Origin of the sequence: Nocardia panacis, from assembly GCF_003598715.1 — a bacterium.
GTDB lineage: Bacteria > Actinomycetota > Actinomycetes > Mycobacteriales > Mycobacteriaceae > Nocardia > Nocardia panacis.
The window spans coordinates 237,639-260,293 of sequence record NZ_QZFU01000055.1 but is presented as its reverse complement, the minus strand read 5'-3'; the positions used below and the strand labels follow the sequence as shown (position 1 = coordinate 260,293).

Sequence of the window (22,655 nt, the reverse complement as noted above, 5' to 3'; positions counted from 1 at the left end):
TGTGACCGCAGGCCCACGCGTGAGGATCGCCCGGTCGATGCCGGTCGGCCGGACTCATCCCGCACGCGGGGAGCAGAAGCTTCTTGACCTGTGCGTTTATCGGCAAGATAGCAAACTTCATTCCCTTTGCCGCCTATAGCAGAATCGCACCCCCACGCGACTCATCTTCGCGGGCGATGGTGGAGTACGCGGCGGCAAGTAGTGAAGGGTCCGGTCCCTCGAGGCGGCCGGGTTTGGCCAACCCGTCGAGGACTACGAAGCGGAGGACTCCGGAGCGGGTCTTCTTGTCGGTTTGCATCGAGTCGAGGAGTTGAGGGAGGGCGTCGGCGTCGTAAGTGGTGGGGAGGCCGACGCTTTCGAGGATGGTGCGGTGGCGGTCGGCGGTGGCGTCGTCCAGGCGGCCTGCGAGGCGGCCGAGTTCGGCGGCGAAGACCAGGCCGACGGAGACGGCGGCGCCGTGGCGCCAGCGGTAGCGTTCGCGGCGTTCCAGGGCGTGGCCGAGGGTGTGACCGTAGTTGAGGATTTCGCGGAGACTGGATTCCTTGAGGTCGGCGGCCACGACATCGGCTTTGACCTGGATGGCGCGGCGGATCAGTTCGGGAAGGACCTCGCCGGTGGGGTCGAGGGCGGCTTGGGGGTCGCGTTCGATCAGATCCAGGATGACCGGGTCGGCGATGAAACCCGCCTTGATGATTTCGGCCATGCCCGCGACGATCTCGTTGCGCGGCACCGTTTCCAGGGTGACCAGATCCACGAGGACGGCACCGGGTTCGTGGAAGCTGCCGACCAGGTTCTTGCCCGCTTCGGTATTGATGCCGGTTTTGCCGCCGACGGCCGCGTCGACCATGGCGAGCAGGGTGGTGGGCACGTGCACGACACGGACGCCGCGCATCCAGGTGGCGGCCACGAACCCGGCGAGATCTGTCGCCGCGCCGCCGCCCAAGCTGACCACGACATCATTGCGGGTCAACCCGATTCGCCCGAGCACCTCCCAGCAGAATCCGGCCACCGCCAGATCCTTTCCGGCCTCGGCGTCCGGAATCTCGATGCGGTGCGCGTCGATCCCGGTATCCGCCAGGGCCTTCCGCACCGCCTCCGCGGTTTCGGCCAGCGGCGGCTGGTGGAAGATCGCCACGGTGCGCACTCCGTCATCCGGACCGCCCACGGCCTGCACCAGTTCACCGAGCAACCCGCGCCCGATGATCACCGGATACGGCTGCGCCGTCTTCACCTCGATACGAACCGGTTCGCTCACCACTACCTCTCCGCTTCTGTTGCTACCAACTGCTGTCGTCCCCCATGCCCCGCCGCAGCAGAGCCCGCGTCTCGCCGCGCCCGGTCGCCCGCTTCGCGCCCTCCGGAATCGATTGCCCCGGAGACCTTTCGACCGCGGGCGTCCTCGGCCGCCGGACCTGCTCTACCCGCTGCCACCGTGTCGCGCTGCGCACCGGCCTGGTTCTCGCCTACTCCGGTGCTGCCGGACACGAGGGCGGGGCTATCGCTCGCGAGGATCTGTTCGCGTGACCCCAGCGCTCCAGAAGTTGTCGTCTTCGTGTCGCCGGATTTGGCCGGGTCCACAGTCTGCCCCGGAGCACCGGCAGCCCGCGTCGCCACGCGCCGCCGCCGTTGCGCGGGCGCGGCTACTGCACCCTGGACGCTGGTTTTGTGCGCGCGCTCATTTGAGACCTCGGCTGCGGCACCTTCGAGGCGGTCGCCCTTCGTTGGAGCGGCTGACTGCACACCCGTACTGACGGAAGAGTGCGCGCCATCGACCTTTCGACGGCGCGAGTTGCGGCGCTCGCCGTGTTGAACTTGCTGTCCTGCGGATCCGACCTCGGAGGATGCGGAATTGTCCCTACTTGGTGAAGTCGCTTGCTGCGCGCTGCGATCGTCTGCGAGGTTCCGGACATCTCGAGCGCCGTCGCTGGGAGCTATCGCATTGCGGCTCGGCGGATTTCGGCGGCGCTGTGCCGAATCGGATACGGCCATACCGGATTCGGCATCGGCCGGCACCGAACTCCCTCGTACGTCGGGATTGTCGGAACTGTCCGACCCGATGCGGCGACGACGCCGCGACCGGCGCGGCCGCGTACTGGATTCGTCCGGTGACAACGCTCCGGTGGCTGGAACCGATTCGGCGGCGGGCGATTTTGTACTGTTCGGTATGGCCGCGTCAACGGCTGCGTGAATCGCGTCATGCGTGTGAGCGGCTGTGTTGGTGTCCGAGCGGCTTGGTGTCGACGAACCACCTGGTGTCGACGAGCCACCTCGCGTGGACGAACCGCCCGACGTGGACGAACGATCCGCCGAGGATGAACGATCCGGCGTCGACGAACCACCTGGTGTCGACGAACCACCTCGCGTGGACGAACCACCCGACGTGGACGAACGATCCGCCGCGAACGAACGATCCAGCGTGGACGAACGATCCGCCGCGAACGAAGCGCCCCGCGTGCAGGCAGGATCGGTCGGCGTGGAGCCACCATCGGAGATCGTTCCGTCAGCACTCTGCGATGCCGCGATGCCGCTGCCGGCCGATGCCGCGTTCGCCGTCGACGCGGCCGACCGCTTGGCGGTTCTGCCGCCGCGCCTGGTGCGCGAAGCGCGGCGCGGTTCGGCTCGGTCGGACGTTCCGGTGGGCGACACGGCAGTGGTATCGCCCAAATCAGCTGTGGCTGCCGACCCCACGGCTTCCGGGGACTGGCCGACCACCTCGGCTCGGCGGCGGGCGGCGGCGCGAGCGCGGGCGCGGCGGCGGGCGCGGGAGCGCGAGCTGCCCTGCGGTATCCCGTTGGATTCGGCGGGGAGGGTGGGGATGGGTTCGGCGGATTCGAGGCCGAGTTTGGCCATGATCATGCGAACGACGCGGCCGGGGCTGCGGCCGTCGGTGCGCAGGCGGACGCTGGCCACCTCGCGGTAGAGGGGCCTGCGCTTGCGCATGAGTTCGCGGTACTTCGCGCCGGGATCGTCGCCATGGAGCAGGGGGCGGTTGGTGCTCGCGCCGGTGCGGCGGAGTCCTTCGGCCACACTGATTTCCAGGTAGACGACGGTGCGGCCGCGCAGCAGGGCGCGGGTGGCGGCCGAGAGCACGGCGCCGCCGCCGAGGGAGACGATGCCGGATTCGGACAGGACGGCCGCGCGCACCACTCGCTCCTCGATGCGACGGAATTCGGGTTCGCCATCCTCGGCGAAGATCTCCGGAATGGTGCGGCCGGTATCGCGTTCGATGCCCGCGTCGGTGTCGAACAGGTCGACACCGAGTTCTTTGGCGAGTTTGCGTCCGATGGTGGACTTGCCCGCGCCCGGCGGCCCGACCAGCACCACGCTCGGCGGGCGCGGGTCGGTCGGCTCGGTCATTGCGACGCCGGGATGTGGGGACGGTTGCCGATCCGCTTGAGGTAGCTGGTGATGTTCTCGGCGGTCTCGGCCAGGGAGTCGCCGCCGAATTTCTCCAGCGCGGCCTGCGCGACCACCAGCGCCACCATGGCCTCGGCGACCACGCCCGCCGCGGGCACCGCGCACACATCCGAGCGCTGGTGAATGGCCACCGCCTCCTCGCCGGTGCTCATATCGACGGTGGACAGCGCGCGCGGCACGGTGGAGATCGGCTTCATGGCCGCGCGGACGCGCAGTGGCTCGCCATTGGTCATGCCGCCCTCGAGGCCGCCTGCCCGGTTGGTGGAACGCAGTATTCCGTCGGGGCCGGGCCGCATCTCGTCGTGCGCCTGGCTGCCGCGGCGGCGCGCGGTCTCGAAGCCGTCGCCGACCTCGACGCCCTTGATGGCCTGAATGCCCATGAGCGCGCCCGCGAGCCGGGAATCCAGGCGGGCCTCGCCGCTGATGAACGAGCCGAGTCCGACCGGAAGGCCGGTGACGACGACCTCCACGACGCCGCCGAGGGTGTCGCCGTCTTTCTTGGCGGCCTCGATCTCGGCGATCATGGCGGTTTCGGCCGCTTTGTCGAAGGCGCGGACCGGGCTCTCATCGATGGCGGCCAGATCGGCGCCGGTGGTGGGGGTGCTGCCGCCGGTATCGGCGGCGGCGCCGATGGAGACGACGTGCGAGAGGACCTCGGCGCCGAATGCCTGCCGCAGGAAGGCCCGCGCCACGGTGCCCGCGGCCACGCGCGCCGCCGTCTCGCGGGCGCTGGCCCGCTCCAGCACCGGGCGCGCATCATCGAAACCGTATTTGAGCATGCCGGAATAGTCGGCGTGGCCGGGGCGCGGGCGAGTCAGGGGTGTGTTGCGGGCCAGGTCGGCCAGTTCATCCGGATCGACCGGATCGGCGGACATGACCGTGGTCCACTTGGGCCATTCGGAATTGGCGATCTCGATGGCAATCGGGCCGCCCATGGTGCGCCCATGCCGGACACCGCCGACGACGGTGACCTTGTCGGCCTCGAACTTCATCCGGGCGCCGCGTCCGTAACCCAGCCTGCGGCGCGCCAACTGGGCCGAGATCTCCTCCGAGGTGACCTCGACACCGGCAACCATCCCCTCGAGCATGGCGACGAGGGCGGGACCGTGGGACTCTCCGGCAGTTATCCAGCGCAACACAGCTTCATCCTTCCATGTCGGGGCGGCGTTGTGGGCAGGTGGCCCGCCGCCGGGCGGTGGTGCGAATCCGGTGGACCTCATGGCACCAGCGCTATTGCGAGCGCGGTGCTCAGGCACATGGCGGGCGCGTGCGGCAACGGGCCGGGCGCGTCACCGCCTCTGATGCGGCGCAGACCCAGCGCTGCCGCCCCGATGACCGCCGTCAGCACCGGTGCGGCTATCGCGGCCACGGCCCAGGTGCGCGGACCCGCGAGTGCGGCGACGGCCCCGAGCCCGACGGCCAGTTTGACATCGCCCGCGCCGAATCCTCTTGGCGTGCACAGATGGATGAGCAGGTACGGCAGGGCCAGTAGCGCCGCACCCAGCAGGGCCGCCCCGAATCGCCCGATGCCGAGGGCGTATCCGAGGATGCCGATCGCGCCCGCGCCGGTGAGCGCGTTGGGCAGCCTGCGCGAGCGCAGATCGAAGGCGCTGAGCGCCGCGCACCACAGCGCGAGGACGGAAACCGCAACGGAGGACATGCGATTCACCCTCCTCCCGTCGGATATCGACGCGCAGCCCCGAATCCCGGATTGTGGAGAAAACGATCCACAGTGAACATCGCGTACTCCACAACCGAGAACCGTGCTGGGTGTCGACGGAGGACGCACGGCGGTAGCTTTGAGCCATGGGTGCTGATCATGCGGGCCTGATCCCCGACTACGCGGCGCGGCGCGGCGCACTGCGCAGTCTGCTGGTGGAGAACGAGATCGACGCGCTGCTCGTCACGGACCTGGTGAATATCCGGTACCTGACCGGCTTCACCGGATCCAACGCGGTGCTGCTGGTGCATTGCTGGGATACCCGAAATGGTGAGGATCGAACGGTCATCTGCACCGATGGCCGCTACCGCACCCAGGTCGCCGAGCAGGTTCCGGATCTGCGGGCGGAGATCGCCCGCGCGAGCGCCCGCCGAATCGTCGAACTGGCGGGGGAGTGGCAGTTGGGGCGGGTCGGTTTCGAGAGCCATGTGGTGACGGTCGACCAGCATCGCGGCTTCGAGGATCAGAGCACCGGTCTGGAACTGGTGCCGACGCCGGGCCTGGTCGAGCAGTTGCGCCTGGTCAAGGACCCCTACGAGGTCGAGCAGTTGCGCGCGGCCTGCGCGGCGGGCGATGCCGGATTGGCCGCGCTGCTGGCGAGTGGCGCGCTGCGTCCGGGTCGCACCGAACGCCAGGTGGCCAGGGATCTGGAGTGGGCCATGTTCGAGGCGGGCGCCCAGGCGATCGCCTTCACCACCATCGTCGCGGCAGGCGCGAATTCGGCCGTCCCGCACCACCGTCCCACCGATGCGGTGCTGCGCAGGGGCGATTTCGTGAAGCTCGATTTCGGCGCGGTGGTCGGCGGCTACCACTCCGATATGACCCGCACCTTCGTGCTGGGCGCGGCCAGTGACTGGCAGCGCGAGGTGTACGCGCTGGTGCGGGCGGCGCAGCGGGCCGGTCGGGAGGCGCTGAAACCGGGCGCCTCGGTGGTGAGCGTCGACGGCGCGGCCCGCGCGGTGATCGAGGCGGCGGGGCATGGCGCGCTGTTCGTGCACGGGCTCGGGCACGGGGTCGGACTGCGCATCCACGAAGCGCCGGGATTGGCCAAAACCGGAACCGGTACACTGCTGTCTGGCGTGGCGGTGACCGTCGAACCAGGTGTGTACTTTCCCGGCCGCGGCGGGGTCCGGATCGAGGACACGCTCGTGGTGCGCGAAGGGGGCCCGGAACTGCTCACCCGCACCAGCAAAGACCTGACCGTCGTCGAGTGACGTCGGTCGTGCCCAGAACAAGGAGATCCGAGGACAGTGGCGGACACCAGCGACTTCAAGAACGGCCTCGTGCTGAAAATCGATAATCAGCTCCAGCAGATCGTCGAGTTCCAGCATGTCAAGCCGGGTAAGGGTCCGGCGTTCGTGCGGACCAAACTGAAGAATGTCGTTTCCGGCAAGGTCGTGGACAAGACCTTCAACGCCGGTGTCAAGGTGGAGACCGCGACCGTCGACCGCCGCGATATGACCTACCTGTACCACGACGGGTCGGACTACATCTTCATGGACGGCGAAACCTACGACCAGATCGGTATCGGCGAGAAGACCATCGGCGAGGGCGCGCGCTTCCTGCTGGAGAACATGCCGGTCCAGGTGGCGATGCACGAGGGTGAGGCGCTGTTCGTCGAGCTCCCGGTCTCGATCGAGCTGGTGGTCCAGCACACCGATATCGGCCTGCAGGGCGACCGCTCCACCGGCGGCACCAAGCCCGCCACCCTGGAGACGGGCGCCGAGGTCCAGGTGCCGCTGTTCATCAACACCGGCGACAAGCTGCGCATCGATTCGCGCGATGGCAGCTACCTCGGCCGCGTCGCCTCCTGATTCGGCGATAATGTGACGGTGGCGGAGGAGTCGGTGGACCGAAAGTCCACATACAAGAAGCTCGGCGCGCGGCACAAGGCCCGGCGCCGCGCGGTGGATCTGCTTTTCGAGGCGGAGGCCCGCGATGTCGACGCGGCCGATCTGGTGCAGGAGCGGGTCGAGCTGTCCGTGGGCGACCAGCAGATCGCCCCGGTGCACGCCTACACCCGCACCCTGGTCGAAGGCGTCGCCGACGATCTGGACCGGGTGGACGGCACCATCGAGTCCTATCTGAAGGATTGGGAGTTGTCCCGGCTACCCGCCGTGGATCGGGCCATTCTGCGTGTCGCGGTGTGGGAGTTGTTGTACGCCAACGACGTTCCCCCCGTGGTCGCGGTGGATGAGGCGGTGGAGCTGGCCAAGGAGCTGTCCACCGACGATTCGCCCTCCTTCGTCAATGGTGTGCTCGGTCAGGTGGTGCTGGTCGCCGCGCAGGTGCGGGCCGCGGCCGCCGCGACCCGGCGTCCCGAGCCGGACGCATAACAGAACACGATCGACGGCCGCATCCGAATACGGATGCGGCCGTTCTTGTTTCGAGAGGCTTTTCGTCCGGGACGGGCGACTCCCGCCGACGGGTGTACTGGTATCTCCGGCGGGAGTCTTCCCGGTAGAGACCCGGCCGGGTGAACGAGGACTGTATCGGTCCGGGTCTCGCAGTCGATCCTGGTACCTCAACCGCACTCGAGGTCAATCCCCGGTTCGTCGGATCACCCCCATCCCATCGTGGCCCGGCCGCGCGACAGGTGAGAGCGCTTGGCGGCCACCATTTTTCGTCGCGCGGTCTATGATGGATGGTGGGTGCACATCGAATGTTTTACCGATCCGCGTGTCCATTGGGCGCGCATTCAGGGAGGACGATCGATGGAACGCACTACATGTTTGATCGCGGGTGGTGGGCCTGCGGGTATGGTGCTCGGATTGCTGCTCGCCAGGGCCGGGGTCGAGGTCACGGTTTTGGAGAAGCATCGGGATTTCCTGCGCGATTTCCGCGGGGATACGGTGCACCCGACCACCTTGGATCTGCTCGACGAGTTGGGGCTCGGCGCGGAGTTCGCCAAGCTGCCCCAGCGCAGAATCGACTCGGTGCAGTTGCCGATGCGCGGGTCCATGCAGGTGCTGTTCTCGCTGCGGAATCTGCCGGGCAGGCACAAGTACATCGCCATGGTGCCGCAGTGGGATCTGCTAGATCTGTTGGCGCGCAGCGCCGACGCGGAGCCCAACTTCCACCTGCGGATGAATACCGAGGCGACGGGGCTGGTGCGCAATGGCGAGAAGGTGCTCGGCGTCGAATATCGCACCACCGCGGGTGAATCCGGCCGAATCCTGGCCGATCTGACCGTCGCCACCGATGGGCGTGCCTCGCTGCTGCGTCGCGCGGCGGAACTGCCCAAGAAGCGCTGGCCGACGCCGATGGATGTGTGGTGGTTCCGACTGCCGCGCACCGCGCTCGACCCCTCCGGAATCATTCCGTTCGCCGGTCACCATCGGGCCGGAGTGATGTTCGATCGCGGCGAGTACTGGCAGGTCGCGGTGCTCATCGCCAAGGGCAGCGATGCGCAGGCGCGTCGCGGACCGGTGCGCGACATGGTGGGCGGTATCGCCGATGTCGTGACCTGGCTCGGCGACAGGGTCGACGCACTGGAGAACTGGGACGACGTGAAACTCCTCGATGTCCAGTTGGATCGATTGCGCCGCTGGTATGTCGACGGTCTGCTCTGCCTCGGCGATGCCGCGCACGCCATGTCGCCGGTGGGTGGGATCGGCATCAACCTGGCCGTGCAGGATGCGGTGGCGGCGGCCCGAATTCTCGCGCCGAAACTGGTCGCGGGCCGGGTGCGGCGCGAGGATCTGGCGCGGGTGCAGCGTCGCAGGGAGTTGCCGACCGTGCTGACCCAGGCGATGCAGCGGTTCATGCATGCCGTCGCGGTGGCTCCGGCGCTGGCCGGGCGGATCAACCTGAGGGGGGCGCAGCGGCCCGCCCGGTCGGTTCGGGTGTTCCGGCGCATTCCGGTGGTGCGCAGCATTCCGCCGTACCTGGTCGCCCGTGGCTTCCTGCCGGAGCACAGTCCCGAATTCGCCCGCCGCGCGGCCTGATTCGCCGGCCCCTGTGTCGAAGTCCGGCCTGATCGAGACTTCGACACAGGGCTCTAGGGTCGCAGCACGATTCGGCCGAGGGGGCTGCGCTCCTCGATGCGGCGGTGCGCCTCGCTCGCCGCTTCGAGGGGTAGTTCGGCCGCGAGCATCGGGTCGAGGCCGCCCGCCGCGAGGCGTTCCAGGATCGGGCCTCGATTGCCGGCGACGAGGTCGAGCCAGTCTGGTCCCGCGCAGGCGGTGCTGGTCAGACCGCCTGCGAGCAGGTCGACGGTCGAGATCTGCGCGGGAGCGCCGGACAGGAACCCGTAGCTCAGCATTCGGCCGTGCACCGGGGTCATGGCGGGGAGCAGATCCGCGGCGGTCGACCCGCCGATCGAGTCGAAGACGACGTCCGCCGTCGCGGCGCCGAGGATCTCGCGCAGGCGCGCTGGCCAGTTCGGATCGGTGTGGTCGATGACGTCGTCCGCGCCGAGTTCGCGGGCGCGGGTGGCCTTGTCCGGACCGCAGGTCGCGATGATCCGGCCCGCACCGAATTCCTTCGCCAACTGGGTCAGGAACCCGCCGACGCCCGTGGCCGCCGCCTCGATGACAACGGTTTCGCCGCCGCGCAGCGCCGCGCGGTCGAGCAGCGTCAGCGCCACCGAACCGCTCATGAGCACGGCGGCGGCGTCGGCGGGCGTGACGCCCTGCGGCACTCGCGCGATGGATGCCGCAGGGGCGCTGACGAATTCGGCGTAGGCTCCGGATCCGGCCGTGGCGACGCGAACTCCCAGCAGTGTCGGGTCGACGTCCGCGCCGACCTCGGTCACCACGCCGACGGCCTGGGAGCCGAAGACGGCGGGCAGTTCCATGCTCATCGGGAAAACCCCGGAGCGCATCGCCGTCTCGGGTTGCAGTACGGGAATGGCCTCGGCGCGAATGACCAGCTCACCCGGTCCGGCCTGCGGGGTGGGGACCTCGGCGGGGATGAGGACTTCGGGGCCGCCGACGGCGTTGATTACGATTGCTCGCATGATCGCTCCATAAGTTGACTGATAGTCCAGTTCGTGTCGAAACGATATGGACCGACGGTCAAGTTGTCAATGGCTATCTCCGGCAAGGAAAGTGGGTGGCATGGCCGACCAGCGTCCCAGGGAACGCTCCGACGCGTCCCGCAATCGGCGCGCGATCCTCGACGCGACCAGGGCCATGCTCCTCGAGCACGGGGCGCAGGCGGTCACCATGGACCGGGTCGCGGCTGCGGCGGGCGTCGGCAAGGGCACCATCTTCCACCGGTTCGGAAGTCGCGCGGGACTGCTGCACGAACTCGTCGGCGAACCCGCCATCGAATTGATGTGCGCGGTGCAGGAAGGCCCGCCGCCGCTGGGACCCGACGCGCCTGCCCGCGACCGGCTACTGGCCTTCTTCGAGGGATTCGCCCGGCTGGTCATCGACAATCTCGAACTGATCGTCGCCTACAACGCGATGCCGCCGCATCCGCGCAGCGCGGAATTCCACGGATTCTGGGCGCGGCACACCACCGAACTGCTGCGCGAGCTGCGCCCCGATATCGATGCCGAAATCGTCGCGGGACTGCTGCTGGCGAGCTTCGGCGGAGAGTTGGTGCCCACCATGGTGCGCACGGGGGAGTCCGATCGACTGCTGGAAGCGGTGCGCGAACTGGTCGAGTCGGTGTTGCGCGCGCCCTAATTGTCCAAGATGGCGGCGAAACGCTCGTCGGCGAGATCGAGTTGGCCGAGAATATGCTGTTTGACATGCTCGGCCAGCGGAGTGTCGGGCCGGGTGACCAGGTCGCGATACACATTGGTGAGCGGGCGGTACTTGGTGGCCAGACGGTGCATGTGCGAATCGCCCGCATAGAGGATGCCCACACCGTTGTCGGTGAAGTCGGACAGCTTCACCACCCGCGCCCACGGTGCGCGATCCAATTTCGCCGCCACATTCTCGCGATACTGCGTATGTCGGTCGAGAGTCGGATCGCGGGGCGGATTGGTCACCGCCGCAACGATTTCCGCGACCCGACTCCCGAACCTGTCCGCCAGTTCGTCGAGTGCGGCCGCAGCGGCAGGCCCGGGTCGCCCAGCGGCCAGCTCCGCCGGGTGATCCTCCACCGCGTCGTGCAGCAGTCCGGCCGCCACCACCTCCGGATCACGCACCTCGTAGTGGCTGATGATCCGAATCGCCACCCGCAGTAGATGACTCAGATATGGTTCGCGCCCGTATCGATCCTCGCGGTGCAGGTCGCTCGCCAATTCCAAAGCCCGCGTGGGCAATCGGGAATCGGGCAGCGCGCCGAACTCGACCAGCAGCCGCTCGCGGAGCCCGGCCGCACCATGTACCTCGCTGAGGGTGTGCAGCGGCATTACTGCCAGCACACCTGCCCCCGGTCTAGTCATCTTGATACTTTATCGACTCGAAACCTGATCAGGTAGCCCGCATGCAACCTCGTCACGCGCTGTTCAACCTGGCTTGGCCGCTGGGTTGACACCGGGCCTACGGGTCAGCGGACGCTGCGCGGGCGGAATTGGACGCTGATCCGGGGACCGGTGGCCGTGCGGGATTTGGGGACGGCATGCTCCCAGGTCCGCTGGCAGGTGCCGCCCATGACGAGCAGATCTCCGTGACCTGCGGGAAAACGCAGGCTGGGGCCGCCGCCGCCCCTGGGCCGGAGCAGCAGTGGGCGCGCGGCCCCCAGGGAAAGGATGGCGACCATGGTGTCCTCGGTGGCCCCGCGTCCGAGGGTGTCGCCGTGCCAGGCGACGCTGTCGCGCCCGTCGCGGTAGTAGCACAGGCCCGTCGTGGCGAACGGCTCGCCCAGCTCCGGAAAATAGTGTTCCGACAACGCATCTCGAGCCTGCGCGAGGATCGGGTCCGGTAGCGGGGCGTGCTCGCCGTAGTGGTGCAGCAGGCGGGGGACCGCGACCACCCTGTCGTACATCGGGCGACGCTCGGCCCGCCAGGGAACCTCCTCGGCCAGACGGGCGAAGAGTGTGTCGGATCCGGTGAGCCATCCGGGACGCAGATCGACCCGGGCGCCGTGCGACAGCTCCGTGCGCCGGAGGGTGGCGAGCGATCCGAGTTCGGTCGCGTCGGACCCTGATCCGTCCAGCCCCAACTCATCGAACAGCGATGCCTGAAGTGGTGCGGCCATGAGTGGAGCGTATCCGATATCGAACGTATGTGCTATCTCGACGCATCGAGTCGAGTCGACGCGCTCGAACCGGCATTGACCGAGGGTCGGGTAGAGAGCATTATGAACATCTGTTCATGAATGCGTGTTCATAAAGGAGGTTGTCATGACCGAGATCGTCAACACCGCCCAGTCCGCGGCCTGGAACGGCTACGAGGGCGACCACTGGGCCGCGAACCACGATCGATACGACGCGGTCAACAGCGGATTCAACGAGCCACTGCTGGTTGCCGCCCACATCGCCAGGGGCGACCGTGTTCTCGACATCGGCTGCGGCAACGGTCAATTGACCCGGCTGGCGGCGCAGCGTGCGGCCGCGGCGACCGGCGTGGACCTGTCCGGCCCGATGCTGGCCCGCGCCAGGGAACAGGCGGGCGTTCAAGGGGTGGACAACGTGTCCTTCATCCAGGGCGACGCCCAGGTGCATCCGTTTCCGAACGCCGCGTTCGACGTCGCGCTCAGCCGCTTCGGCATCATGTTCTTCGCCGATCCGGTGGTGGCGTTCGCCAATATCGCCCGCGCGCTGCGGCCCGGCGGACGGCTCGCGTTCGTATCCATGACCGCGCTGCCCGACTCGGCGACCGGCCGCGTGTTCGGGGCCGCCGCAGCGCACCTGCCGGACTTCGAGATCAGCCCCAGCCGCAACGATTTCGCCGATCCCGACACCATGCGGCGGCTGCTCACCACCGCCGGTTTCACCCGCGTCGACGTGCGCCGCGTCGAGGCCGACAGCACCTGGGGCGCCGACATCACCGACGCCACCCGGTTCGTCATGGACTGGGGGCCGGTGCGCTATCACCGGGGCCTGCGCGAGTTCGCCGCCGACGAACAGGTCCGCGCCGCTATCGCCCGCGCGCTGGAGCCGTTCGTCCGCCACGACGGCGTGCATCTGAGCGCGGCCGCCTGGTTGGTCACGGCGACGAAGCCGCTACCGTAGGACCGCATGTCCCCCAGAAAGGCAGCGGCGCTGCGCGATCGCGACGACAGCGACCTGCGCGGGCACCTGATCGCGACGGCCGCGCAACTGCTCGCCGAGCAGGGCGGCACGGGTCTGACGGTGCGGGCGATCGCGCGGGCGGCGGGCGTCGCCGATGGCGTGCTGTACAACCACTTCGCCGACAAGGAGGAGTTGCTGGCCGCGGCGCTGCGCGCGCACGTCGACACCGTGCACCGGGGACTCTCGCCGCTGCCGTGGCCGGGCACCGCGTCGGTGGCCGAGAACCTGATCGCCTACCTGGCGCAGGGACTGGCGATGCACCGGGCCGTCCTCCCGGTGTTCGCGAGCCTGCTCGCGCAGCCCGCGGTGCTGGCGCAGTTCGGCGCCACGCCGGGCGGTGAACGCGACTGGCGGGACCGGCTCGCCGACTACCTGCGCGCCGAACACGAACTCGGACGCCTCGACCCCGCCGCCGATCTCGACGCCGCCGTCGCCATGCTGGCCGGGATCTGCCACGACGAGGCGCTGTCGACGCTGCTGCCAACCGCCTCCCGCCCGACGCCGCCGACGGCGGTGGGGTCGGTCATCGCCACGCTGCTGGCGGGCATCGGATCACGCTCGGCGCCTTCGGCCTGAGCCGCGGCCTCGACGCCACCGGAGCCGACCGGGTGTGAAAAGGCGACATTCGGAGGTGACCGGGGCGAAAGCCGAGGTTACCGGGGCGCGCGGGTTCGGGCCGGCAGGATTCGGGCCGTCATATGCGGTACCCATCTGCGAAATCGAAGGAGACAATCCAGTGCGATTCGTCAAGACAGGTGCTATTGCGTTGATGGTGGCAGGCGCGGCGCTGATCGGATCGGGCGCCGCCCACGCCGGTGTGCTGGTCACCCTGACCGACGGCCTCATCGCCTGCGCCGAGCAGAACAAGATCGACCTGGGGACCAGCGGGTCCGCGACTCCCGGTCAGGCCACCCTCACCGTCGACGCGGTGGCGCAGCTCATGGATGCGGGCTGTCTGCTCTGAGGACGTAGCGGGTCGTCCCGGCGTATCGGCCGGGACGACCCTCGCGTCGGGATCAGTGGCGGTGGGTATTGTCCGGCTGGGCCGGATCACCCGGATGTTCGAAACCCGGTGCCATGACCAAGGATCGACGTCGCAGTCGGTCGAGTTCGCGCGCGAATTCCCGGAGCCTGTCGCCTTGGTCGCGGTGCTGCGGCAGCGGTCGATCAGCCATCTGATCGAGTCTCAGGTAGTACCAGCGGTTCTCATCGATGTGGGGGCCGGTTGTCCGGCCGGGCATGGCGTTTCGAGTGGCGGCGGCGAGGACGGGTGGGAGGTCGTCCAGGGTTGTCCAGCCCATGGATGTCAAAGGTATTGGCGCAGAGGGAGGTTGACCGACTCCAGTCGAGTAGCTGAGCTGCCACCAGCGTGAGGATTCGGCCGCGCCGGTCGCGGCTGGTTCGGGGAAGAGGCGTCGGAAGCAAGCGGCGACCGCAGGTTCGGCATACCAGGCGGCGGCATTGATCGAGCCGAGTTGGATGGCGGAGACCGAATCGAGTTCGACGACAGGGTTCCGCATCGTGCCGGGAAGCACTCGGCGGCACAGTTCTTCGGTGCACAGGACGTGGGCGGTCCAGCGGACCAACTGCCGGTAGTCGCCGGTGCCGGGCTGCGGTAGGGCGGCGGCGCGGGAGCCGCGGTGCAGGGCCGCGAGGCGATCGTCCAGACGGACGCGGGGGATCGGGTCGTCATCGATCCAGCCGATGATCGGACCGTCCTGGCGAATCACGACGGCACCGTCAGCGAGATGGCGGGACTGTACTGGATACGCCCGAACCACATGAGTTTGACCAGAATCCACCAGTGGCCGGGGCGGGCGTCGCGGGGAATCGTGAGGGGGAAGACGATTTCACCGTCGGACCGAGCCTCTACTCGAAATCCGGTGCTGCGCGGGCCGATGAACTCCCAAGTGCCCCACGGGCTGATGGGCATGGCCTCACCCTCGATAAGGCCGCCGGTCCGATTGGCGAGCTCGACGATGAGTGTCGCGGCGCCACCCGGTGCGAGGGTGATCGACTCCGTGATCGAGGTGAGCTCGAGGCCGAAGGCCGGCGCGGAATCCTCGGTAGTTCCAGCCAATTGAGTATCCGCGGCGACCTCGGATCCAACCGCAGGCTGTGCCGCGTCGAAGACGGTCACCACATCCTCGAGGGTGTCCGCACCGACCGAGAGTTGGGCGCGCACGAAATGCGGACCGGGTGGCACCGGATCCGGTGCCGTGATGGTCAGCGGGAAGACGGTGTGCCCATCCGGCGGTAGCACGATCGGACGCGTCACGGGATCGGTCGACCAACCGTCCGGCGCGAGGACGGTAAGCGTTGCCTCCGTGCCGGTTTCGGTGTACTGGCTCGCAATGGAAACCTGAACCTCGCAGGTGCGCCCGGTGCATACGGTAGGACGCACCGAGATAGTCACAGGTGCGAACCCCATCGGCGCAGGCCCCCTGTTGTGCAGCCAATACCGCGAATACACCGGTTGCGCGAGTTCCGCATCCGGGCCGAGCACGGTCCCGGTCGCCGCCGAACGCGACGGAGTCGCCGAGATCGTCGCGATCCGGCTCCCGGACAACTCCGCGACGAGCTCCCCGTTCACGACGAGTTCCGCTCCGCGCGACTCGGATTCGAGCAGGTCCGTCTCGTGCGCGCTGCGCCACCCGAGCGGGCAGTCGACCGTGGCCCGCACCGGAAGTCCGGTTGTCTCGACAAGCCGGAGCATCACCTCCTCGGTCCCCGCCACGGCGGGCGCCCCGCTCGCGCAGGGATTGCCGAGAGGTTTGACCGCCTGCACCTCGACCCGGCGCTCCGGATCGACTCGTAGCAGCGCGTATTCGGCGGGCAGGTCACCGCCGTGGCCCTCGACCAGTCGAGCGTGCGGCGGCGTGGAGAACGCATGCCCCTGCGCGACCAGATCCGCCGCCCGCCAGTCGCCCGCGGCCGAGATGAGCGCGTAGTCGAATTCGTGCGTCCAGTGCTGAAGCTGGAAGGCCGACCCATCCGGAGTGCGTCGCAGCGGCGGATCGAGCCAGACACCCGAGGGCCATCCGGTGCAGGAGCGCATCAGCGAAAGATGCATGGCCCCGGTGGGATCGATGGCGAACCCCGGCATGCCGCGGCTGAGGATGCCGACGGTATGCGGATCCAACAGCCGGGTGGCGCCGACTTCGAGCGTGGACACCCGCGCCTCGGTCTCGGCCGCGAATTCGGCGGCGAATGCGGCGATCTCGGCGGCGAGCGCGGTGTCGTCGCGTCCCGCGAGCACCACGGCGGGCAGGGCGCGCACATCCCGCAAATCGGCGTTGGGAACCCACGCGTCCTCCACCGCGTGCTCGGCTGGAATGAAAAGTCGTGCCGCGCCATCGGTCTCGACCAGCCGCCGCAGTTCGGCGGCGTAGCTCGTTCCGGCCTGCGCAAGGAGTTCGGCCGTCACCGGATTGACCTCGGGTCCGCCGAGAACTAATCGCACATCCGGCAGATTGGAATCCACGTGCAGCCACCCGTAGCGGCTGCCCGCGGCGGTGGAGGTGGTCGCGGTGACCCCGATCCGGGCCAGCGCCCGCACCAGTTCGCGTGCGTCTGCGGCGAACGGCGGTGCCGCGACGATGATTTCGGCCACCGCGATGGCGGCTCGGCCCAGCTCCCGATCGGCTACCAGGGCCAAATGCGCGGTGCTGCCCAGAGCGAAGCAGGTGTGCGCCGGATTGTCCAGGGTCCAAGGCGCTTTGGCTGAATCCTCATCCGGCAGCGCGAAACCGCGAGCGATGACCGCCCCCGCCACCTCGCACACCGGTCGCGCGCCGGGGATATCGATGGGGAAGCGCACCCGCAGCAGCCGATCACCGCCGGTGAAATCGCGCACTCCGGTGCGCATCTCGAGCCGATCGATCCCGTCCCACAGCGTGACCGTCTGCTCGTAGTCGACCTCCCCGACCGTCCCGGTCACCACAATCCGTTGCCCCACCGGACACCGCTCGACCCGGAACGCGGTCGCCGCCGCCTCGGCGGCGCCGACCATCTGCCCGGTCGGCAGGAGATGCCATGGCCCCTCGCCGAATTCGGGATGCTGCGCGTACTCTCGATACACCCGCAGCTCATTGCCCACCCCCTCGGCGCGCAGCAGCTCCCGATCGCGGGTCAGATCGCGAATACTCACCAACCCGCCGCCGCGCGCGGGATCGGCGCGCACCGCGAAGTACTCGTTGGCGATGGTGTCACCCGCGACGGATTCCCAGCCCGGCACCGAACTCTCCACGGGCGCCAGCCGCCAAGTGCGCCATCCCATACCGGGAACGGCATCGGCGCGGAAGGTGGCGGTCCCCGCCTCCACCACGCAGGGCACCTCCGCGCCGGCACCGTCGAGAATTCGGAAGCCGCTGTCGGGCACCGGAATCCGAACGGGTTCGCTCCGCCGGAAGGACAGCGTGTTCGCCACCACCAACGCCCGCCCGTCCCCGGCGGTATCCACCCGCCCGAGCAGGGCCGCGAGCGCGGTATCGCGCACCTCGGCCGCGATATCGTGCGCCTCGCGCCACCCGGTGACCAGATCCAGATACACCTGATCGGCCTCCGACCCGGTGATCGCGTCGTGGTGGGCATTGAAGGCGAGCTGCCGCCACACCTTGTCCATGGCGGCCTCGGGATAGCGTCCCGCGCCGAGCAGAGCCGCGAAGCAGGCCAACTTCTCCGCATCGGTGGCCGCGGTCTCGGCGGCGCGCTGCGCCTGCTTGGTGTCGATGTAGGAGACATCCTTGCCGGTGTAGACCGGATTCATATCCCTGGACTGCGGACTCGGTCGGATACCGCGCGCCTGCGATTGCGCGTGCACGGCGGCGAAGAATTGGCGCGGCAGCCCGCACACGAATCTCGGCCACACGTATTTCGCGTTCCAGTCGCGGTGGACGGCGGTGACCCACTTGTTCGGCGGCGCGTAGTCGGTGCCGACGGGCAGCAGGCAATTACGGGTGGCGGCAACGGCTTTCAGGGTCAGGAACAGTTGGTAGACCCGCTGCTCCGCTTCGGCGAGGGTGGCCGAGGAGTCCATCGCCCAGCCCGCCGAATAGTGATTGGGCATGTAGTGGGTGAGCACCCCGTGCCCGGACGGGGCCAACCACTCGAATTCCGCCGGAAACTGCATATTGCGCACATCCCCGCCGCGGCCGCCGAACTTCGTCAGCACCGGACCCCACTGGTGGAACGGTCCGCGCGCCCACGAGGTGCTGGTCAACCCGGCCTCGGCGACCAGTCCGGGAAACTGCGGATCGTGGCCGAAGACATCGAGCTGCCAGGCGGTGCGCGGATCGGCCCCCATGATGCGCCGCTGAAAGCCGATGCCGTACACCAGATTCCGAATGGTCACCTCGGACCCGACCAGATTGGTGTTGGGTTCGTTGTAGGTGCCGCCCATGATCTCGACCCGACCGGCCGCGATGAGATCCCGCAGCACCGAACGGTATTCGGGGAAGGTGTCGCGAAAAGGTTTGAGGTAGTCCACCTCTGCCAGGACGAAGGCGTAGTCCGGATCGGACAGCGCCATTTCCACATGGGCGCGCACCAGATCGAACCCATTGTGCTCCCAGACCGGGCGGGTGCTGCCGTCATTGCGCCCCAGGTCCCAGACCTGGGTGTATGCCGCCTGGGTATTCCACCAGACCGGGTCGTAGTGGAAGTGCGAGACCATGTACATGGTCCAGCCGGGTTCGGCCACGATCACCGTGGCGTTCAGTGTCGCCGGGCCTGCGGTGATCTCCACCGGAACCTCGGCGCCGACCCCGCGCCCCGACACCATGACCGGGACCTCGACCGCGGTATCGCCCTCGCCCTGCGCAGCGGTCGCACTCCCGCAAACCCCGTCGCCCGCGACGGCCACCGTGAGCGGACCATCCTCGGCGCCGCGAGTCAAACTCACCCGCAGCACTTGCCGCGGGTCGTCCACGGTCCCGACGAACAGTTCGGTCGATTCCGCATCGGTGATGCGCACGCTCACCCCTCCAGGGTCACACGAAATCCGCCCGCCCACGCCGAATTCCAGTGGACGCGCCCACCCGACACGACCGACATGCCGCAAGCCGCACCGCGTACTCGCCGCCGCACTCCGGGTGCGCGGCGCGAATCGGTGGATTCGCGCCACCGAGAACGGAATTCGTTATGGCCTCGGCCCGAGGGGGAGTCCATGACGGAGAGGCGGGCGCCTGCTGCGGGTGTGGCGATGACGGCGATCGTGGTGGCCGTGGTTCGGGAGCGCGAATCGCGGCGGGCGCCGGTGGCGATGAACGACTCGAATGTCGGGGATATCCGGGCGATCCGCGAGTAGCCGCGGCCGATGTGCCGCGGGTGTGCCCGTGTCCTCGCTCACAGCGGGATATCCCTGGTTAAACGAGGGATTCGAGCGCTGTTAGGCTGCTTGCCGTAAGACATCCTTTAACGGACCGTCCGGTGAGGCGGGGAAGGAGGTCGGCATGGCCGTGCCCGAAGATCGGGCCGCCAAGTCCGGCGCCGCGGAAGTATCCCAGCGGCACACCCCGGAGTGGGTCGCGGCGGGGCGGGAGTTGTTGTCGCCCTCGGATGTGGGTCGGACCATCGCGCGCATCGCGCATCAGATCATCGAGAAGACGGCGCTGGATTCGGCCGAGCCGAATGCCAGGGTGGTGCTGATCGGCATCCCCACCCGAGGCACCTATCTGGCCGCGCGGCTCACCGACAAGATCGAGGAGTTCACCGGGGTCCGCCCCGCGCTCGGCTCACTCGACATCACCCTTTACCGCGACGATCTGCGCACCCGCCCGCACCGCCCGCTGGAGCGCACCTCGGTGCCGGAGGGCGGTATCGAGGACGCGCTGGTGGTGCTGGTCGACGATGTGCTGTTCTCCGGTCGCACGGTCCGCTCCGCGCTGGACGGTCTGCGCGATCTGGGTCGCCCGCGCGCGGTGCAACTGGCCGTGCTCATCGACCGGGGTCATCGCGAACTGCCGATTCGCGCCGACTATGTCGGCAAGAATGTGCCCACTTCCCGCAGCGAGGACATCTCGGTCCTGCTCACCGAATGCGATGGGCGCGACGGTGTCTACCTGCACCAGGGCGGTGACGGCGAATAATGCGTCATCTTCTCTCCGTCGCCGATCTGAGCCGCGAGACCGCCACCGAACTGCTGGACGAGGCCGAACGTTTCGAACAGGCGCTGCTCGGTCGCGAGGTGCGCAAACTGCCCACCCTGCGCGGACGCACCGTCATGACGGTCTTCTACGAGAACTCCACCCGCACCAGGGTCTCCTTCGAGGTCGCGGGCAAGTGGATGAGCGCGGATGTCATCAATGTCAGCGCCAGCGGCTCCTCGGTCTCCAAGGGCGAGTCCCTGCGCGATACGGCGCTGACCCTGCACGCGGCGGGCGCGGACGCGCTGATCGTGCGGCATCCGGCCTCGGGCGCGGCCCATCAGATCGCCCGCTGGATGGACAGTTGGGCCGCCGCCGAGGGGCGCGCGAACGGTCCCGCGATCATCAACGCGGGCGACGGCACGCACGAACATCCCACCCAGGCGCTGCTCGACGCGTTGACGCTGCGGCAGCGACTCGCCGATATTCAGGGCCGCCGGGTGGTGATCGTCGGCGATATCCTGCACAGCCGCGTCGCGCGCTCGAATGTGTTCCTGCTCAACACCCTCGGCGCCGAGGTGGTGCTCGTCGCGCCGCGCACGCTGCTCCCGATCGGTGTGGACGCCTGGCCCGCGCGCATCTCGCATTCCCTGGACGCGGAACTGCCCGGCGCGGACGCGGTGCTGATGCTGCGTGTGCAGGCCGAGCGGATGAACGGCGGTTTCTTCCCGTCGGCCCGCGAGTATTCGGTCAACTACGGATTGTCCGAACGCAGGCTGGCCATGTTGGACGCGGGCGCGGTGGTGCTGCATCCGGGTCCGATGCTGCGCGGTATGGAGATCGCGCATTCGGTCGCCGATTCCCCGCAGGCCGCGGTGCTGCAGCAGGTCACCAATGGTGTGCATCTGCGGATGGCGGTGCTGTTCCGGTTGCTGGTCGGCACGCAGGAGGCGATCGGATGACCCACGGTTGGAAAGGTGTTCGAAAGGCGGTGGCATGTCCGAGGTGCTGATCAGGGGCGCGCGCCCGTACGGCGAGGGCGACCCGGTCGATGTGCTGATCCGCGACGGCGTGATCGCGGCCATCGGCACGGTCGACAGCGAGACGACGGAGGTCATCGAGGCCGCCGGGCAGATCCTGCTGCCCGGATTCGTGGACCTGCACACCCACCTGCGCGAACCGGGTCGCGAGGATACCGAGACCATCGAATCCGGTTCCGCCGCAGCCGCATTGGGCGGTTACACGGCGGTGTTCGCCATGGCGAACACCAATCCGGTGGCCGATTCGGTGGTGGTCACCGATCATGTGTGGCGGCGCGGCCGGGAGGTCGGGCTGGTCGATGTGTACCCGGTGGGCGCGGTCACCGTCGGGTTGGCGGGCAAGCAGCTCGCCGAGATGGGCACCATGGCCGCCGGTGTCGGTCGGGTGCGGATGTTCTCCGATGACGGCCACTGCGTGTATGACCCGCTGATCATGCGGCGCGCCCTGGAGTACGCGAATTCGCTCGGGGTGCTGATCGCCCAGCACGCGGAGGAGCCGAGACTCACCGCGGGCGCGGTCGCGCACGAAGGCCCCACCGCCGCCCGACTCGGGTTGGCCGGGTGGCCGCGCGCGGCGGAGGAGTCGATCGTGGCGCGCGACGCGCTGCTGGCCCGTGATGCCCGCGCCCGCGTGCACATCTGTCACGCCTCCACGGCGGGCACCGTCGAACTGGTGAAATGGGCCAAGGCCCAGGGGATTTCGATTACAGCCGAGGTCACCCCGCATCACCTGCTGCTCGACGATACGCGCCTGGAGACCTACGACGCGGTCAACAAGGTCAATCCGCCGCTGCGTGAGGCCTCCGATGCCGCCGCGCTGCGTCGGGCGCTGTCCGACGGTGTCATCGACTGCGTGGCCACCGATCACGCCCCGCATGCCGACCAGGACAAATGCTGTGAGTTCGCGGCTGCCCGCCCCGGCATGCTCGGTCTGGAGACCGCTTTGGCGATCATCGCGCGGACGATGGTCGAACCCGGTCTGCTGGATTGGCGCGGGGTGGCCAGGGTGATGAGCGAGCGTCCGGCGGCGATCGTCGGCTTGGACGAGCACGGCCGCCCGATCGAGGTGGGCGAGCCCGCCAATCTGACGCTGGTGGATCCGGATGCCGCCTGGACGGTGCGGGCCAAGGAATTGGCCAGCATCTCGCACAACACCCCTTTCGATCAGATGACCTTCCAGGCCAGGGTCACGGCCACTGTGCTGCGCGGTCGGATCACCGCCCGCGACGGCAAGGCCGCACCGGCGGGAGGTGCCTGAG

20 protein-coding genes and 1 pseudogene are annotated in these 22,655 nt (G+C 68.6%); 12 read left to right on the top strand and 9 right to left on the bottom strand.

Going from position 1 to position 22,655, the window contains the following annotated elements; translation table 11 throughout:
* Nucleotides 1-133: 133 nt before the first annotated feature.
* The 4 genes and pseudogenes from aroB to D5S18_RS33620 all read right to left on the bottom strand — a co-directional run bounded on the left by aroB (nucleotide 134) and on the right by D5S18_RS33620 (nucleotide 5,077).
* Nucleotides 134-1,255: a 3-dehydroquinate synthase gene (gene aroB / locus D5S18_RS33635; RefSeq protein ID WP_120045281.1), complete on the bottom strand. Its 1,122-nt coding sequence runs from the start codon at nucleotides 1,253-1,255 to the stop codon at nucleotides 134-136.
* Between the two features lie 1,583 nt (nucleotides 1,256-2,838).
* Nucleotides 2,839-3,357: pseudogene (locus D5S18_RS36020) on the bottom strand (shikimate kinase); the annotation flags it as partial.
* Nucleotides 3,354-4,556 (bottom strand): chorismate synthase, encoded by a 1,203-nt coding sequence (aroC, locus tag D5S18_RS33625; RefSeq protein ID WP_120045160.1) that lies wholly within the window; start codon nucleotides 4,554-4,556, stop codon nucleotides 3,354-3,356. The gene aroC and the pseudogene D5S18_RS36020, both read right to left, overlap by 4 nt.
* A gap of 77 nt (nucleotides 4,557-4,633) precedes the next feature.
* Nucleotides 4,634-5,077 carry a prepilin peptidase gene (locus D5S18_RS33620; protein WP_120045159.1) on the bottom strand — a complete coding sequence of 148 codons (444 nt, stop codon included), beginning with the start codon at nucleotides 5,075-5,077 and terminating at the stop codon, nucleotides 4,634-4,636.
* A gap of 146 nt (nucleotides 5,078-5,223) precedes the next feature.
* Between D5S18_RS33620 and D5S18_RS33615 the strand changes: the two genes are divergently transcribed.
* The 4 genes from D5S18_RS33615 (at nucleotide 5,224) to D5S18_RS33600 (ending at nucleotide 9,084) form a co-directional block, all read left to right on the top strand.
* Nucleotides 5,224-6,351, top strand: a complete 1,128-nt coding sequence (locus D5S18_RS33615; protein WP_203237037.1) for a M24 family metallopeptidase — start codon at nucleotides 5,224-5,226, stop codon at nucleotides 6,349-6,351.
* Between the two features lie 36 nt (nucleotides 6,352-6,387).
* Nucleotides 6,388-6,951 carry an elongation factor P gene (gene efp, locus D5S18_RS33610; protein WP_120045158.1) on the top strand — a complete coding sequence of 188 codons (564 nt, stop codon included), beginning with the start codon at nucleotides 6,388-6,390 and terminating at the stop codon, nucleotides 6,949-6,951.
* Between the two features lie 18 nt (nucleotides 6,952-6,969).
* Complete coding sequence (gene nusB / locus D5S18_RS33605; protein ID WP_120045279.1) at nucleotides 6,970-7,473, top strand: transcription antitermination factor NusB; 504 nt, start codon at nucleotides 6,970-6,972, stop codon at nucleotides 7,471-7,473.
* A gap of 378 nt (nucleotides 7,474-7,851) precedes the next feature.
* The gene (locus D5S18_RS33600; RefSeq protein ID WP_120045278.1) at nucleotides 7,852-9,084 is read left to right on the top strand and encodes an FAD-dependent oxidoreductase; all 1,233 of its coding nucleotides are present in this window, start codon (nucleotides 7,852-7,854) and stop codon (nucleotides 9,082-9,084) included.
* A 53-nt stretch (nucleotides 9,085-9,137) separates the two neighbouring features.
* Here the strand turns inward: D5S18_RS33600 and D5S18_RS33595 are convergent, their stop codons facing one another.
* The gene (locus tag D5S18_RS33595) at nucleotides 9,138-10,097 is read right to left on the bottom strand and encodes a quinone oxidoreductase family protein (protein ID WP_120045157.1); all 960 of its coding nucleotides are present in this window, start codon (nucleotides 10,095-10,097) and stop codon (nucleotides 9,138-9,140) included.
* 100 nt (nucleotides 10,098-10,197) lie between these two features.
* Here D5S18_RS33595 and D5S18_RS33590 point away from each other — a divergent pair, with 100 nt between their 5' ends.
* Entirely contained in the window at nucleotides 10,198-10,773 is a 576-nt protein-coding gene (locus D5S18_RS33590) for a TetR/AcrR family transcriptional regulator (protein WP_120045156.1), read from the top strand.
* Here D5S18_RS33590 and D5S18_RS33585 read toward each other — a convergent pair.
* Nucleotides 10,770-11,480: an HD domain-containing protein gene (locus D5S18_RS33585; RefSeq protein WP_120045155.1), complete on the bottom strand. Its 711-nt coding sequence runs from the start codon at nucleotides 11,478-11,480 to the stop codon at nucleotides 10,770-10,772. The genes D5S18_RS33590 and D5S18_RS33585 overlap by 4 nt on opposite strands.
* A 104-nt stretch (nucleotides 11,481-11,584) precedes the next feature.
* The gene (locus D5S18_RS33580) at nucleotides 11,585-12,235 is read right to left on the bottom strand and encodes an alpha-ketoglutarate-dependent dioxygenase AlkB (protein WP_120045154.1); all 651 of its coding nucleotides are present in this window, start codon (nucleotides 12,233-12,235) and stop codon (nucleotides 11,585-11,587) included.
* A 145-nt stretch (nucleotides 12,236-12,380) separates the two neighbouring features.
* Here D5S18_RS33580 and D5S18_RS33575 point away from each other — a divergent pair, with 145 nt between their 5' ends.
* The 3 genes from D5S18_RS33575 to D5S18_RS33565 all read left to right on the top strand — a co-directional run bounded on the left by D5S18_RS33575 (nucleotide 12,381) and on the right by D5S18_RS33565 (nucleotide 14,235).
* Entirely contained in the window at nucleotides 12,381-13,211 is an 831-nt protein-coding gene (locus D5S18_RS33575) for a class I SAM-dependent methyltransferase (protein WP_120045277.1), read from the top strand.
* Nucleotides 13,212-13,217: 6 nt separating this feature from the next.
* Nucleotides 13,218-13,847, top strand: a complete 630-nt coding sequence (locus D5S18_RS33570) for a TetR/AcrR family transcriptional regulator (RefSeq protein ID WP_120045153.1) — start codon at nucleotides 13,218-13,220, stop codon at nucleotides 13,845-13,847.
* 160 nt (nucleotides 13,848-14,007) lie between these two features.
* Nucleotides 14,008-14,235, top strand: a complete 228-nt coding sequence (locus tag D5S18_RS33565; RefSeq protein ID WP_120045152.1) for a hypothetical protein — start codon at nucleotides 14,008-14,010, stop codon at nucleotides 14,233-14,235.
* A gap of 52 nt (nucleotides 14,236-14,287) precedes the next feature.
* Here D5S18_RS33565 and D5S18_RS33560 read toward each other — a convergent pair whose 3' ends face one another.
* A complete protein-coding gene (locus D5S18_RS33560) occupies nucleotides 14,288-15,001 on the bottom strand; it encodes a DUF7158 domain-containing protein (RefSeq protein WP_120045151.1) in 714 nt (237 codons plus the stop codon).
* Nucleotides 14,998-19,245: a glycoside hydrolase family 38 N-terminal domain-containing protein gene (locus D5S18_RS33555; protein ID WP_203237044.1), complete on the bottom strand. Its 4,248-nt coding sequence runs from the start codon at nucleotides 19,243-19,245 to the stop codon at nucleotides 14,998-15,000. Before D5S18_RS33555 ends, D5S18_RS33560 begins: the two co-directional genes overlap by 4 nt.
* A gap of 192 nt (nucleotides 19,246-19,437) precedes the next feature.
* On the opposite strand from D5S18_RS33555, the gene D5S18_RS35135 reads away from it, so the two are divergent.
* The 4 genes from D5S18_RS35135 (at nucleotide 19,438) to D5S18_RS33540 (ending at nucleotide 22,654) form a co-directional block, all read left to right on the top strand.
* Complete coding sequence (locus D5S18_RS35135; RefSeq protein ID WP_158608043.1) at nucleotides 19,438-19,578, top strand: hypothetical protein; 141 nt, start codon at nucleotides 19,438-19,440, stop codon at nucleotides 19,576-19,578.
* Between the two features lie 145 nt (nucleotides 19,579-19,723).
* A complete protein-coding gene (gene pyrR, locus D5S18_RS33550) occupies nucleotides 19,724-20,359 on the top strand; it encodes a bifunctional pyr operon transcriptional regulator/uracil phosphoribosyltransferase PyrR (protein ID WP_120045149.1) in 636 nt (211 codons plus the stop codon).
* Nucleotides 20,359-21,318, top strand: coding sequence for an aspartate carbamoyltransferase catalytic subunit (locus D5S18_RS33545; protein WP_120045148.1), 960 nt, complete (start codon nucleotides 20,359-20,361; stop codon nucleotides 21,316-21,318). Before pyrR ends, D5S18_RS33545 begins: the two co-directional genes overlap by 1 nt.
* Before the next feature lie 34 nt (nucleotides 21,319-21,352).
* Nucleotides 21,353-22,654 (top strand): dihydroorotase, encoded by a 1,302-nt coding sequence (locus tag D5S18_RS33540; RefSeq protein ID WP_120045147.1) that lies wholly within the window; start codon nucleotides 21,353-21,355, stop codon nucleotides 22,652-22,654.
* Nucleotide 22,655: the final 1 nt, after the last annotated feature.

Bases quoted from the DNA above. Each gene is read 5' to 3' on its own strand.
- D5S18_RS33620 (WP_120045159.1), bottom strand. From the start codon at position 5,077: ATGTCCTCCGTTGCGGTTTCCGTCCTCGCGCTGTGGTGCGCGGCGCTC.
- D5S18_RS33615 (WP_203237037.1), top strand. From the start codon at position 5,224: ATGGGTGCTGATCATGCGGGCCTGATCCCCGACTACGCGGCGCGGCGC.
- D5S18_RS33600 (WP_120045278.1), top strand. From the start codon at position 7,852: ATGGAACGCACTACATGTTTGATCGCGGGTGGTGGGCCTGCGGGTATG.
- D5S18_RS33595 (WP_120045157.1), bottom strand. From the start codon at position 10,097: ATGCGAGCAATCGTAATCAACGCCGTCGGCGGCCCCGAAGTCCTCATC.
- D5S18_RS33590 (WP_120045156.1), top strand. From the start codon at position 10,198: ATGGCCGACCAGCGTCCCAGGGAACGCTCCGACGCGTCCCGCAATCGG.
- D5S18_RS33585 (WP_120045155.1), bottom strand. From the start codon at position 11,480: ATGACTAGACCGGGGGCAGGTGTGCTGGCAGTAATGCCGCTGCACACC.
- D5S18_RS33580 (WP_120045154.1), bottom strand. From the start codon at position 12,235: ATGGCCGCACCACTTCAGGCATCGCTGTTCGATGAGTTGGGGCTGGAC.
- D5S18_RS33575 (WP_120045277.1), top strand. From the start codon at position 12,381: ATGACCGAGATCGTCAACACCGCCCAGTCCGCGGCCTGGAACGGCTAC.
- D5S18_RS33570 (WP_120045153.1), top strand. From the start codon at position 13,218: ATGTCCCCCAGAAAGGCAGCGGCGCTGCGCGATCGCGACGACAGCGAC.
- D5S18_RS35135 (WP_158608043.1), top strand. From the start codon at position 19,438: ATGACGGAGAGGCGGGCGCCTGCTGCGGGTGTGGCGATGACGGCGATC.
- pyrR (WP_120045149.1), top strand. From the start codon at position 19,724: ATGGCCGTGCCCGAAGATCGGGCCGCCAAGTCCGGCGCCGCGGAAGTA.
- D5S18_RS33545 (WP_120045148.1), top strand. From the start codon at position 20,359: ATGCGTCATCTTCTCTCCGTCGCCGATCTGAGCCGCGAGACCGCCACC.
- D5S18_RS33540 (WP_120045147.1), top strand. From the start codon at position 21,353: ATGTCCGAGGTGCTGATCAGGGGCGCGCGCCCGTACGGCGAGGGCGAC.